This is a genomic window from Actinomadura sp. 9N407 (genome assembly GCF_044326315.1).
In the GTDB taxonomy this organism is placed as follows: Bacteria; Actinomycetota; Actinomycetes; order Streptosporangiales; family Streptosporangiaceae; genus Spirillospora.
Genome location: NZ_JBIRAW010000032.1, coordinates 44,906 through 56,717, shown reverse-complemented (window position 1 = coordinate 56,717; position 11,812 = coordinate 44,906). Strand labels below are relative to the sequence as shown.

Genomic DNA, 11,812 nt, shown 5'->3' with positions numbered 1-11,812 from the left:
GGGGCCACCAGGAAGGAAGGCCATGACGGACACGCGGCACCAGGACGCGCGGACCGCCGCGGAGGCGGCGCTCTGGGCGCCCTCGATCCACAACACCCAGCCGTGGTCGTTCGGCGTGGGCGGGTCCCGGATCTGCCTGCGCGCGGATGCCGACCGGCGGCTGGGCATCGCCGACCCCGAGGGCCGGGAGATGCTGATCAGCTGCGGCGCGGCGCTGTTCACGCTGCGCGTCGCGCTCCAGGCGCTCGGGTACGAGCCGGACGCGCGCGTGCTGCCCGACCCCGACCGCCCGCACCTGGTGGCGGACGTCACCCTGGGCGCCCCGGCGGCGGAGAACCCGGACGCGCGGCGGCTGTACGGGGCCGTCCGGCGGCGGCGCACCCATCGCGGGGCCTTCCGGGCCGGCGAGATCCGGCCGTCGCTGGCGGCGTCGCTGGAACTGGAGGCCGAGCGCGAGGGGGCCCGGCTGATCCAGGCCGTGGAGACGCACACCCGGCAGGCGCTGGCGGGGCTCACCCAGGCGGCCGGGCACGTCCAGCGGCTGAATCCCGCGTACGCCTCCGAGGAGGCCCGCTGGGCGCCGGCACCGGGCAGCGGCCGCCCCGAAGGGGTGCACGCGGAGGCCTATCCGGAGCAGCCGCCGGGGACCGGGTTCCCGGGACGCGACTTCGCCCGGGGCCGCGGCTGGGGGGTCCCGGACGGGGGGCCGCATCCGCCGGAGACCGGGCTGGTCATGCTGGTCACCACGCCCGGCGACACCCCGCACGACCGGGTACGGGCCGGCCAGGCGCTGCAGCGGACCCTGCTGCGCGCGGCCGCCGAGGACGATCTGGCCGCCGCGTTCCACACCCAGGCGCTGGAGGTGCCGGAGCTGCGCGAATTCATCCGCACCCGCTTCTGCGACGGGCGGTACCCGCAGTCGCTGCTGCGGCTCGGGGTGCCCGAAGGCCCCGTGCTCACCAGCGTCCGCCGTCCCGCCGCCTCGGTCATCCGCGACGAGGCCTGACGCCCGTGCAGACCTTCCTGCCGCACGCGGACTTCGCCGCGTCGGCCCGCGTCCTGGACCCGCGCCGGCTCGGCAAGCAGCGCGTCGAGGCGCTGCAGGTGCTGCGCGGGCTGACGGTTCCCGGGTACGGCTGGCGCCACCATCCGGCCGTGCGGATGTGGAAGGGGTACGAGGAGGCGCTCGTCCGCTACGGCCTGGAGATCTGCGCGGAATGGTGCGCGGCGGGCCGGCGGGACACCTGCGCCGTCTCGCTGGCCGCCGACCTTCTCACGGCCCGGGGCGTGGAAAGCGCCCGGGACCAGCGCCGGCTCGCCGAGGCGGGGGAGCTGCCGCCCTGGCTGGGCGACCCGGAATTCCACCTCGGCCACCGATCGGCGCTGGTCCGCAAGGACCCCGGCTTCTACGGCCGCCTGTTCCCCGGCGTACCGGACGACCTTCCCTACGTCTGGCCCGCCTCCGACCGCTGACCGCGCCCGGAGGCGGGTGCTCAGCGGCCGGCGGGCTTGTCGCGCAGGGCGCCGACCGGGTGCGGGCCGTCGGTGGAGAGCCGGTACTCGTCGCCGAACATCTCGCGGTGCTGGTCGATCACGCGCTCGCTCGGCGGCTTGTCGCCGCCGTTGATCTGCTCCTGCATCCGCTCGAACCGCTCGTGCGCGTCGCGGACGTACCCGGCGCCCAGCGTCGTGAGGTCGAGCTGGGTGGCCAGCAGCTCGCGGATGTACTCCTTGTTGGGCTCGAAGGTGACCGGCACCGGGAGCTCCGGCGCGAGCACGCTCGCGGGGTCGCGTCCGTCGTGCCGCCGCATCAGGTCGCACGCGATGTGCAGGTGCTCCAGCTCCATGTTCAGGTGCAGCTCCCAGATCGCCTTCACGCCCGGGTCGCTCTCGGTCTCCATGAACGAGTGGTACAGGTAGCACTCGTTGTACTCGTGGTTGACCAGCCGCTCCCACCAGGTCTCGCCCGGGTCCACCAGGGACTCGTAGTGGGTGACGTGCTCCTCCTCGACCAGCCCGATCTCCTGGTAGAGCTGGCGGGCGATCGGCTCCATGTACATCGGGCCGACGTTCATGTAGAAGTTCATCGTCTGCTGCTCGGCCGACATGATCGTCAGCGCGTGCAGCTTGGAGATCGGGGCGGCGGTCGCGCGGTCGTAGTGGTCGCGCACGTTGTCGGCCGGGTCGCGGTGGTGCCGGACCGTGGGCCGGCCGGGGATGACCTCGGTGAGCTGCTCCACGAGCTTCTCGGCCTTGCGGTGCTCGATCATCTCGTACAGGTTCGCGTACCGGTACAGGTGGTCGAAGTCCTCCAGGACGCCGAACTGGTAGGCCTGCTTGAGGTACGGGTCGGGCTCCATCCGCGCGACCCAGCCGGTGAGGTCGACGGCCACCTGCTCGTAGGCGATCGTCGTCTCCAGCACCGACGCCTGCCCGGGCAGCAGCCAGTTCACGACCTTCTGCTGCTGCTGCTCGATGTAGCGGACCTCGGCCAGCTTCCGCTTGACCTCCATGTCGGGGCAGACCCGGTTGAAGTGGTGGCTGAACATGATGGCCTCGACCTCGATGCCGTTCATCGTGATGATGCGGCACTTGGTGTACGGGTCGGACCGGTCCGGGTCGACGGGCGCCACGTTCAGCTCCCGCCAGTTGCGCACCTGCCGGTCGAGCGGGATGCCCCGGTGTTCGAGCGGGTTGAAGCTCACGGCCTGCCAGCCTTTCCACGCCGGATCCGGACCGGACCCGCGTCGCCGAGTGTGTGCGCGCCGCCCTACCCGGCAGGTGATCCCCCTCACGGATCCCCGGCCCTTTTTTCGAGATTCATTCGAGATTCTTTGCCGCTCGCCCCGCGGGTCCGGCGGCATGGCCCGGCGCGGCCGGGGTAGGGGGCAGCCGCCGTACGCGGCGTGCGTACGGGCCGTCTCGTTCCCAGGGGAGTACTCATGACCACCACACGGGCGCAGGTCGCGGGCACCGATGACATCGTCGGCCTGCTGCGCGAGCAGCACAGCCGGATCCGCGACCTGTTCGACCTCGTGCTGTCCTCCAGCGGGGACGCGCGCCGGGACGCCTTCCAGGACCTGGTCCGGCTGCTGGCGGTGCACGAGACCGCCGAGGAGGAGATCGTCCATCCGGTCGCGCGGCGCCGCCTTCCGGGCGGAGAGGGGATCGTGGCGGACCGGCTCGCCGAGGAGCGCGCGGCCAAGGAGCTGCTGGCCGAGCTGGACGGGATGGACACCGGCGACCCGGCGTTCCCCGAGAAGCTCGACCGGCTCAGGATCGACGTGCTCACGCACGCCAGGGCCGAGGAGCGGTACGAGTTCGAGCGGCTCGGCGACGAGTTCGACGCGGCGCAGCGCCGCGCCATGGCCACGGCGCTCCAGGCCGCCGAGTCGACCGCGCCCACCCATCCGCGCCCGGGCACCGAGAGCGCCACCAAGAACATGCTGGTCGGGCCCGCCGCCGCCATCGCCGACCGGGTCCGCGACATGATCCGCAAGTCCAGGTCGGACGGCTGATCCGGCCTCCGGCCTGCGGCCGGCACGGCTCCGGCCTGCGGCGGCGCGCGTTGGCGGATTCTTGACCGGTGCCGCGCGGGCGGCCGCTTTGAGGCCGCGCGGATCGGGTAGGTGCCGCCACCGGGACACATCGTGGACACAGCGTGGGGGAGAGGAGTCCAGGCCATGACGGACGTTTCGAGCAAGGGACCCGAGCCCGGGGACGAGCGGGCCGTGCTGACCAACCGGCAGGGCCATCCCGTCTACGACAACCAGAACCAGCGCACCGTCGGCGCGCGCGGCCCCGCGACGCTGGAGAACTACCAGTTCCTGGAGAAGATCAGCCATTTCGACCGGGAACGGATCCCCGAACGGGTCGTGCACGCCCGGGGCGCGGTCGCCTTCGGCTACTTCGAGGCCTACGGCGCCTGGGGCGACGAGCCGATCTCCGCGTACACCCGGGCCAAACTGTTCCAGAAGCGCGGCAAGCGCACGCCGCTGGCGATCCGGTTCTCCACGGTCATCGGCGGCCGGGACTCCTCCGAGGCCGCCCGCGACCCGCGCGGCTTCGCGGTGAAGTTCTACACCGAGGACGGCAACTGGGACCTGGTCGGCAACAACCTGGCGGTGTTCTTCATCCGGGACGCGATCAAGTTCCCGGACGTGATCCACGCGCTCAAGCCCGACCCGGTGACGTTCCGGCAGGAGCCCAACCGCATCTTCGACTTCATGTCGCAGACGCCCGAGTGCATGCACATGCTGGTCAACCTGTTCAGCCCGCGCGGGATCCCCGCCGACTACCGGCACCAGCAGGGCTTCGGCGTCAACACCTACAAGTGGGTGAACGAGCGGGGCGACACCGTCCTGGTCAAGTACCACTGGATGCCCAAGGCGGGCGTGCAGAGCATGACCGAGGAGGACGCGGCGGCCGTCCAGGCCGGCGACCTCGGGCACGCCACCAGGGACCTGCACGAGGCGATCAAGCGCGGCGACTACCCCGAGTGGGAGCTGCTCGTGCAGATGATGAGCGACGAGGACCACCCGGAGCTGGACTTCGACCCGCTGGACGACACCAAGGTCTGGCCGGAGAACGAGTTCCCGGCCCGGCCCGTGGGGCGCATGGTGCTGGACCGCAACGTGTCCAACAACTTCGCCGACAACGAGCAGATCTCGTTCGGTACCGGTGTGCTGGTCGACGGCCTCGACTTCTCCGACGACAAGATGCTGGTGGGCCGGACGTTCTCCTACAGCGACACCCAGCGGCACCGGGTGGGGCCCAACTACCTGCAGCTGCCCGTCAACCAGGCCAAGGAGGCCAAGGTCCGCACCAACCAGCGGGACGGGCAGATGACGTACTACGTCGACGGCGGGGGCGAGAATCCCCACGTCAACTACGAGCCGTCCATCACCGGCGGGCTCCGCGAGGCGCAGTACCCGACGCACGACGACCAGGGGCCGGAGATCAGGGGACGGCTCACCCGCAAGCGCATCCCGCTCCCCAACGACTACCTCCAGGCGGGGCAGCGGTACCGCCTCCTGCACGACTGGGAGCGCGACGACCTGGTCAAGAACTTCATCGCGCTGCTGTCGCAGTGCGATCGCCCCATCCAGGAGCGCATGGTCTGGCATTTCCTGCTGGTGGAGGACGACCTGGGCCTGCGGGTCGGCGAGGGGCTCGGGATCGGGCCCGGCGACGTCGTGCACCTGAAGCCGCTGGCGAGCCAGGACCTCACCGAGGAGGACCGCAAGCGGCTGTCCAACCTCGGCAAGAACGGGCCGCGCGACGTGTCCGGCCTCCAGATGACCCACTGCGTTCCCAACGACCGGGCCGTCCAGCGCTTCGGCGAGGGCTGATGCCCCCGCAAGGAGAAGGCCGCAAGGAGAGGGCGAGAGAGACGATGAGCGACGACAGGGAGCCGGACGAGCGGCAGCCGGATCCGGCCGATCGCGGGCCGGGGGCGAGTTCGGGGCGCGAGAGCCTCCCGCAGGAGCGGGTCATCCGGGGCACCGGCACCGCCGCCGAGGGGTACGACGGGGAGGACGCGGACGAGGGGACGCGCAAGGGCGACCCGACCGCGGGCATCCAGGCCGATCCCGAGGAGGCCCGCCGGGCCCGCGGCGAATCCGGCTGACCGGCCCGGCCGCTCAGCCCGGGTCACCCCCGCTCAGCTCTGTCCGACCGCCTGCGGGGCCGGGACGGTGAGGGCCGTGTGGACCATGTGCCGGGCGGTGGCGATGGCCGCGTCGAGGTCGACGCGGCCGGGATCGACCAGCCACTGCAGGCAGACGCCGCGGATCAGGCCCTCGATGAGGACGGCGTGCGCGCCGTGGTCGGTGCCGGCGGGGATCTCGCCGTCCTCTGCGGCCTGCACCAGCCAGGAGCGGATCGCGACGCGGAACTGCTCGTTGGCGTTGGCGACCGCGTCCCGCAGGCCGGGCGCGGAGCTGACCGAGTCGGACATCGCCACGTACATGGCGCGCATGAACTCGTCGCCGTCGCGCAGCGAGCCGATGTAGGCCGTGATGAGGTGGTCGAGGGCGGCGAGGCCGCGCAGCCCGCCCTGTCCGAGTGCCATGCTGCGGGTGGCGGACCTGCGGATCTCCTCCACGGCGGCGGCCAGGCAGGCGTCCTTGGTGCCGAAGTGGTGGGTGACCAGGCCGCGGCTCAGCCCGGCCTCGCGGCCGATCTCGCCGAGCGTCGTGCCGGTGTAGCCGCGCTCGGCCAGCAGCCGGATGGCGGCGCGCAGCAGGCGCCGGCGGGCCTGCGCGGACCGGTCGGCCTGGGTGCGCCGCTCCGGCGCCGCCCTGCCCGGTACGGGCGGCTCTGACGTGGGCGGCGGTGGCATGGAACGAGCTTAGACCGGCCGCCGCAGGACATGGACCACGCAGACCGCGCCGATGCCGACCATGTGCGCCAGGCCGGTGGCGGCCCCGGGATGCTGCCGGTCGCCGGCCTCGCCGCGCAGCTGCCGGGTGATCTCGGCGATCTGGCCGACGCCGGTGGGCCCGATGGGATGCCCCATCGCCAGCAGCCCGCCGGACGGGCTGATCGCGCACCGGCCGCCGATGTCGAACGCCCCGTCCTGGAGCAGCCCCGCCGCCTCGCCCTCGCCGCACAGCCCCATGGCCTCGGCGTACTCCAGCTCCTCGATGCCGAACGCGTCGTGCAGCTCGACCACGTCCACGCCGGACGGCGGGGTCCCGGCCTGGGCGAGCGCCTCGGCGGTGGTGACCCGGGTGAGTTCGGCGTCGGTGTCGTTCAGGCGCTCGGAACGCTGCACGGAGGCGGTGACGCGCACGCAGCGGGCGGCGTCCAGGCCCAGCCGTCCGATCGCCTCGCCGGACACCACGAGCACGGCCGCCGCGCCCTCGCCGATCGGGCAGCACTGGAGCCTGGTCAGCGTCCCGGCGATGGGCGCCTCGTCCAGGATCTCCGCCAGCGTGCGCTCCTTCCGGCGCTGGGCGAACCGGTTGCGCGCGCCGTTGCGGTGGTTCTTGACCGCGACCGCCGCCACCTGCTCGGGCGTCGCCCCGTACCGCCGCATGTACGCGTCGGCCAGCAGCGCGAAGTGCGCGGCGGGGATGCCCCGCCGCCCGGCGAGGGCGGGGACGCCGGTCCTGGCGGGCCCGCCGCGCGACGGCTTGTCGACGCCGAGGGCCAGCGACACGTCGGCCAGCCCGCAGGCGACCTCCAGGCAGGCCTGGCGGAACGCCGACGAACCGGAGGCGGAGGCGTTCTCGACCTGGGTCATCCTGATGCCGGTCGCGCCGAGGTAGCGCAGCATGCCGCGCGAGACCGCCATGCCGAGGCTCGCGGTGCCGGTCCAGGCGCTCTCCACGTCGGTCCAGCGCAGCGCGGCGTCGGCCAGCGCCGCGCGGACCGCGGTGAGGCCGAGCTGGACGTACGGGGTCTCCGAAGGGCGCTGGTACGGGTGCAGCCCGATGCCCGCCACGTACACGGGCCGCAGATCCGCGAGGTTCCTGGGCATCATCGCTCGCTTTCGAAGCGCAGGGCCGTGTGGTCGCCGTCCTCGTGCAGGCGGGCGCGGGTCCGGCCGCCCGCCGTGGCCGCCCCGGCGTGCACGCCGCGTACGAGCGGCCCGTCGTCGAGCTGGACCGAGACGAGCGTGAACGGCACCGCGACCCGGGGGTCGGGATGCCGGTGGACGGTCGCGGCGGCCTGGACGACGCCGGTGCCGGCGAGGTCGAGCGGCTCGCCGGGGCCGGGGGCGCCGCACCCCTCGCACCCGTACGGCTGTCGGGGGAACGAGATGTGGGAGCAGGTGAGGCAGCGCCGCCCGTGCAGGACGGGATCGCCGGAGGGGCCGGTGCCGTGGAGGGACGTCGACATGTGCCGATGCTCCCATCTTGTTGGTCGACTAACAAGTATTTACTAGTTGGCTGACCAACTTGTATGTTCGGGCGGGGCCGTCCGGCACCGGGCCCCAGCCGCCCCCAGAAGGAGATGGCCGTGCTTGCGTGGGACGAGCTGTACATCGGCGGTACCTGGGTCCCCTCGACCCGGTCCGGCCGGATCGAGGTGGAGAACCCCGCCACCGAGGAGATCATCGGATCGGTTCCCGACGGCACCGCCGCCGACATGCGGCGGGCGGTGGACGCCGCCCGCGACGCGTTCGACACCGGGCCCTGGCCCCGGATGGAGCCGGCCGAGCGCGCCGACCTGATCGACGCCCTGGCCGCCGCGCTCACCCGGCGGGCCGCGAGGCTGGCCGAGACCATCACCGGCGAGACCGGCCTGCCGATCACCGTGGTGAAGCCGGCGCACACGCACGCGGCGATCGCCACCCTCGGCTACTACGCGCGGCTCATCCGGGTCACGCCGTTCGAGGAGGAACGGCCCGGAGCGCGGTTCCCGTTCCGGCTGCGGAGGCTGCCGACCGGGGTGGTCGCGGCGATCGTGCCGTGGAACATCCCGCTGCTCGGCGCCTGCGCCAAGATCGGCCCGGCGCTGGCGGCCGGCTGCACGGTCGTGCTCAAGCCGTCCCCGGAGACGCCGCTGAGTGCCTGCATGCTGGCCGAGGCGGCGCACGAGGCCGGACTGCCCCCCGGCGTGCTGAACGTGGTTCCCGCCGGCCGCGAGGCCGGGGCCGCGCTGGTCGCCCATCCCGGGGTCGACAAGGTCACGTTCACCGGCAGCACCGCCGCCGGCAAGCGGATCGCCGTGGCCTGCGCGGAACGGACGGCGCGCTGCTCCCTGGAACTCGGCGGGAACGCCGCCTCGATCGTCCTGGACGACGCGCCCGCCGGCCGGGTCGCGGCGGGCGCGGTCGGGATGGGGCTCGTCAACAACAACGGCGAGGCCTGCGTCGTGCAGGGCCGGATCCTGGTGCCCAGGACCCGCGAGAAGGAGATCGTCGAGGCGATCCGCGCGGCGGCGGAGACCGTACCGCCGGGCGACCCCGCCGATCCGGCCACGCTGCTCGGCCCGATGATCACCCAGGCCCACCGGGACCGCGTCCTCGGCTACGTCGGGACAGGGATCGAGGAGGGCGCGGTGCTCGTTCACGGCGGCCGCCGCCCGGCCGGGCTGGAGCGCGGCTGGTACGTCGAGCCCACCGTGCTCAGCGGGGTCGGCAACGACATGCGGGTGGCCAGGGAGGAGATCTTCGGGCCGGTGCTGACGGTCATCGCCTACGACGGCGAGGAGGAGGCCGTCGCGATCGCCAACGACACCGAGTACGGCCTGTCGGGCTCGGTCTGGAGCGCCGACCCGGAGCGCGCGGCGGCGGTCGGTACCCGGATCAGGGCCGGCTCGATCTACGTCAACGGCGCCTTCCGGCTGGACGCCGACGCCCCGTTCGGCGGCTTCAAGGAGTCGGGCATCGGCCGCGAGGGCGGCCCGGAGGCACTGGCGGAGTTCCTCGAACCCCAGTCGATGTTCCTGCCGGCCGAGGCGCGGGACCGGTGAGCGGCCTGGACGAGCCCTGCGCGCACGAGGGCGACCAGGTCCTGACCCACCGCCAGTGGCGCGAGCGGGCGGACCGGCTGGCCTCGGCGCTGGACGCCAGGGGAGTGGCGAAGGGCGACCGGGTCGCGGTCCGGATGCGCAACCGCCTGGAGTGGCTCGTGGTGAGCCTGGCCCTCGGCAAGCTCGGCGCGGTCCAGGTCGCGCTGAACTACCGGCTGGCACCGCCCGAGACCGAGCACATCCTGCGCGATTGCGACGTGCGCGCCGCCGTCGCGGACGACGACGACCTCGCCCCGCTGGCGGCGGCCTGGGAGCACCTCGGCCTGCGCACCGTCGTCGGCGTCGGCACCGGCGCTGCCGTACCGGGCGTCGAGCGGCTGGCCGACCTGCTGGCGGAGGAGCCCGCGCGGGAGTGGCCGGGCGAGCACTTCGCGCCGCTGATCATCTACTCGTCCGGGACGACGGGCGCGCCCAAGGGGGCACCGCTGGGCGGCTGGAACACCCGGCCCGACCCGAAGGTGTTCCGCGAGTACCTGTCCTCGGTCGGCTTCGACGGCGCCACCGGCGGGCGCGGCAACCGCACCATGGTCACGCTGCCGATGCACCACGGCGCCGGCCCCGCCGCCGTACGGACCGCGCTGCGCACCGGCGGCACCGCCTTCCTGCTGCGGCGGTTCGACGCCGAGGCGGCGCTGGCGCTGATCGAACGGCACGCGATCACGCACTGGGCGTCGGTGCCGACCATGCTGCAGCGCATCATGACGCTGCCCGGGCCGGTGCTGCGCCGCTACGACGTCTCCTCGCTGCGCTACCTGAGCACCGGCGCAGCGCCCGTGCCGCACGGGCTGAAGGACGCGGTGCTGGAGCACTTCGGCGAGATCCTGCACGAGGGGTACGGCTGCACCGAGGCCGGGATGATCACCGGCTGCCGGCCCGAGGACCACCGCCGCAGGCCGGGCACGTCCGGCCGGCCGTTCCGGCATGTGGAGATCCGGATCCTGGACGGCGACGGGACCCCGCTGCCACCCGGCGCCACCGGCGAGATCGCGGTCCGCACCCCGATGGTGATCTCCGGCTACATCGGCCGGGGCCCGCTCGGCCCCGACCGGCTGGACGCGGACGGCTTCTACCGGACCGGCGATGTCGGCCGGCTGGACGAGGACGGCTACCTGTTCATCTCCGACCGCCGGATCGACATGATCATCTCCGGCGGGACCAACGTCTACCCGGCCGAGATCGAGGCCGTGCTGGCCCGGCATCCGGCGGTGGCGCTGGCCGCCGTCTTCGGCGTCCCCGATCCCGACGCGGGCGAGCGGCCGGTCGCCGCGGTCGAGCTGCGGCCCGGCGCCTCGGCGGGCGAGGCCGAGCTGATCGCCTTCTGCGCCGAGCGGCTGGCCCGCTACAAGTGGCCGAGCCGGGTGGAGTTCGTGGCCGCCCTCCCCGTCAACCCGATGGGAAAGATCGAGAAACGCCGGCTCCGCGACCCGTACTGGCGCGGCCACGACCGCCCCATCTGAGCCCGCGACTCCGCAGCACCGGCAACGAGAGGAATCCCCACGTGAACAACGACATGTGCGACCTTGGCGGACGGATCGCCCTGGTCACCGGGGCCGGCCGGGGCGTCGGCCGGCGGACGGCACTGCACCTGGCCGCGCACGGCGCGGGCGGTGTCGCGGTCAACGACGCCGACCCCGGCCGCGCGGCGGCGGTGGCCGAGGAGATCACGGCCACCGGCGTGCCGGCCGTCGCGGCGGCCGCCGACGTCGGCGACTTCGACGCCGTCGGCGCGATGTTCGACAAGGTCCGCGCCGATCTCGGCCCGGTCGGCATCCTGGTCAACAACGCCGGCAACCGGGGCGTGGCCGCGCGTCCCAAGACCCGGCCGCGCCCGTTCTGGGAGCAGACCCCCGACGACTGGGCCCCCTGGATCCACGTCAACCTCGACGGCGTGCTCAACTGCACCCGCGGCGCGCTGTCCCACATGGTGCCCGAGGGGTACGGGCGGATCGTCACCGTCATCTCCGACGCGGGCCGCGTCGGCGAGGCCCACGGCCTGGAGATCTACTCCGCGGCCAAGGCGGGCGCCGCCGGCTTCACCCGGGCCGTCGCGCGCCTCGGCGGCAGGCACGGCGTCACCGCCAACAGCGTCGCCCTCGGCGCGACCCGTACCCCGGCCATCCAGAAGCTGACCGAGAACGAGGACTTCGCCAAGAAGGCGCTGGCCAATTACGTCGTGCGGCGCTTCGGCGAGCCCGAGGACGCCGCCAACATGATCCTCTTCCTGACCTCCGACGCCGCGAGCTGGATCACCGGCCAGACCATGCCGGTCAACGGCGGCTACTCGATGACCCTCTAGCTCGACGACCCCTCCAGCTCGACGACCCCA

12 protein-coding genes are annotated in these 11,812 nt (G+C 73.3%); 8 read left to right on the top strand and 4 right to left on the bottom strand.

The genetic code is table 11. From position 1 onward, the window contains the following. Positions 1-22 precede the first annotated feature (22 nt). Positions 23-1,006: an Acg family FMN-binding oxidoreductase gene (locus tag ACH34Q_RS36710; protein WP_395987775.1), complete on the top strand. Its 984-nt coding sequence runs from the start codon at positions 23-25 to the stop codon at positions 1,004-1,006. A 5-nt stretch (positions 1,007-1,011) separates the two neighbouring features. After that, a complete protein-coding gene (locus ACH34Q_RS36705) occupies positions 1,012-1,473 on the top strand; it encodes an MSMEG_6728 family protein (protein WP_395987774.1) in 462 nt (153 codons plus the stop codon). A gap of 20 nt (positions 1,474-1,493) precedes the next feature. On the opposite strand, the gene ACH34Q_RS36700 is transcribed toward ACH34Q_RS36705, so the two are convergent. After that, the gene (locus tag ACH34Q_RS36700) at positions 1,494-2,705 is read right to left on the bottom strand and encodes a hypothetical protein (RefSeq protein WP_395987773.1); all 1,212 of its coding nucleotides are present in this window, start codon (positions 2,703-2,705) and stop codon (positions 1,494-1,496) included. 237 nt (positions 2,706-2,942) lie between these two features. Between ACH34Q_RS36700 and ACH34Q_RS36695 the strand changes: the two genes are divergently transcribed. The 3 genes from ACH34Q_RS36695 to ACH34Q_RS36685 all read left to right on the top strand — a co-directional run bounded on the left by ACH34Q_RS36695 (position 2,943) and on the right by ACH34Q_RS36685 (position 5,629). Further along, positions 2,943-3,518 (top strand): hemerythrin domain-containing protein, encoded by a 576-nt coding sequence (locus ACH34Q_RS36695; RefSeq protein ID WP_395987772.1) that lies wholly within the window; start codon positions 2,943-2,945, stop codon positions 3,516-3,518. 165 nt (positions 3,519-3,683) lie between these two features. Next, entirely contained in the window at positions 3,684-5,351 is a 1,668-nt protein-coding gene (locus ACH34Q_RS36690; protein WP_395987771.1) for a catalase, read from the top strand. 44 nt (positions 5,352-5,395) lie between these two features. Continuing rightward, positions 5,396-5,629: a hypothetical protein gene (locus ACH34Q_RS36685; protein ID WP_395987770.1), complete on the top strand. Its 234-nt coding sequence runs from the start codon at positions 5,396-5,398 to the stop codon at positions 5,627-5,629. A gap of 33 nt (positions 5,630-5,662) precedes the next feature. On the opposite strand, the gene ACH34Q_RS36680 is transcribed toward ACH34Q_RS36685, so the two are convergent. From ACH34Q_RS36680 to ACH34Q_RS36670, 3 genes are read right to left on the bottom strand one after another with little or no spacing between them, the layout of a single operon-like run. Then, complete coding sequence (locus tag ACH34Q_RS36680) at positions 5,663-6,343, bottom strand: TetR/AcrR family transcriptional regulator (protein ID WP_395987769.1); 681 nt, start codon at positions 6,341-6,343, stop codon at positions 5,663-5,665. A gap of 9 nt (positions 6,344-6,352) precedes the next feature. After that, positions 6,353-7,489 (bottom strand): thiolase family protein, encoded by a 1,137-nt coding sequence (locus ACH34Q_RS36675; RefSeq protein WP_395987768.1) that lies wholly within the window; start codon positions 7,487-7,489, stop codon positions 6,353-6,355. Continuing rightward, complete coding sequence (locus tag ACH34Q_RS36670; RefSeq protein WP_395987767.1) at positions 7,486-7,848, bottom strand: Zn-ribbon domain-containing OB-fold protein; 363 nt, start codon at positions 7,846-7,848, stop codon at positions 7,486-7,488. Before ACH34Q_RS36670 ends, ACH34Q_RS36675 begins: the two co-directional genes overlap by 4 nt. 114 nt (positions 7,849-7,962) lie before the next feature. On the opposite strand from ACH34Q_RS36670, the gene ACH34Q_RS36665 reads away from it, so the two are divergent. Genes ACH34Q_RS36665 through ACH34Q_RS36655 form a run of 3 tightly spaced genes read left to right on the top strand, consistent with a single transcriptional unit; the run spans position 7,963 to position 11,782 of the window. Then, positions 7,963-9,426 carry an aldehyde dehydrogenase gene (locus ACH34Q_RS36665; protein WP_395987766.1) on the top strand — a complete coding sequence of 488 codons (1,464 nt, stop codon included), beginning with the start codon at positions 7,963-7,965 and terminating at the stop codon, positions 9,424-9,426. After that, entirely contained in the window at positions 9,423-10,943 is a 1,521-nt protein-coding gene (locus ACH34Q_RS36660; protein WP_395987765.1) for a class I adenylate-forming enzyme family protein, read from the top strand. Before ACH34Q_RS36665 ends, ACH34Q_RS36660 begins: the two co-directional genes overlap by 4 nt. A 41-nt stretch (positions 10,944-10,984) precedes the next feature. Further along, the gene (locus tag ACH34Q_RS36655) at positions 10,985-11,782 is read left to right on the top strand and encodes an SDR family NAD(P)-dependent oxidoreductase (RefSeq protein ID WP_395987764.1); all 798 of its coding nucleotides are present in this window, start codon (positions 10,985-10,987) and stop codon (positions 11,780-11,782) included. Positions 11,783-11,812 lie beyond the last annotated feature (30 nt).

What these genes read in the sequence shown, in the direction of transcription:
- ACH34Q_RS36670 (WP_395987767.1), bottom strand. Translation starts at nt 7,848, where the DNA reads ATGTCGACGTCCCTCCACGGCACCGGCCCCTCCGGCGATCCCGTCCTG.
- ACH34Q_RS36690 (WP_395987771.1), top strand. Translation starts at nt 3,684, where the DNA reads ATGACGGACGTTTCGAGCAAGGGACCCGAGCCCGGGGACGAGCGGGCC.
- ACH34Q_RS36675 (WP_395987768.1), bottom strand. Translation starts at nt 7,489, where the DNA reads ATGATGCCCAGGAACCTCGCGGATCTGCGGCCCGTGTACGTGGCGGGC.
- ACH34Q_RS36685 (WP_395987770.1), top strand. Translation starts at nt 5,396, where the DNA reads ATGAGCGACGACAGGGAGCCGGACGAGCGGCAGCCGGATCCGGCCGAT.
- ACH34Q_RS36695 (WP_395987772.1), top strand. Translation starts at nt 2,943, where the DNA reads ATGACCACCACACGGGCGCAGGTCGCGGGCACCGATGACATCGTCGGC.
- ACH34Q_RS36665 (WP_395987766.1), top strand. Translation starts at nt 7,963, where the DNA reads ATGGCCGTGCTTGCGTGGGACGAGCTGTACATCGGCGGTACCTGGGTC.
- ACH34Q_RS36710 (WP_395987775.1), top strand. Translation starts at nt 23, where the DNA reads ATGACGGACACGCGGCACCAGGACGCGCGGACCGCCGCGGAGGCGGCG.
- ACH34Q_RS36680 (WP_395987769.1), bottom strand. Translation starts at nt 6,343, where the DNA reads ATGCCACCGCCGCCCACGTCAGAGCCGCCCGTACCGGGCAGGGCGGCG.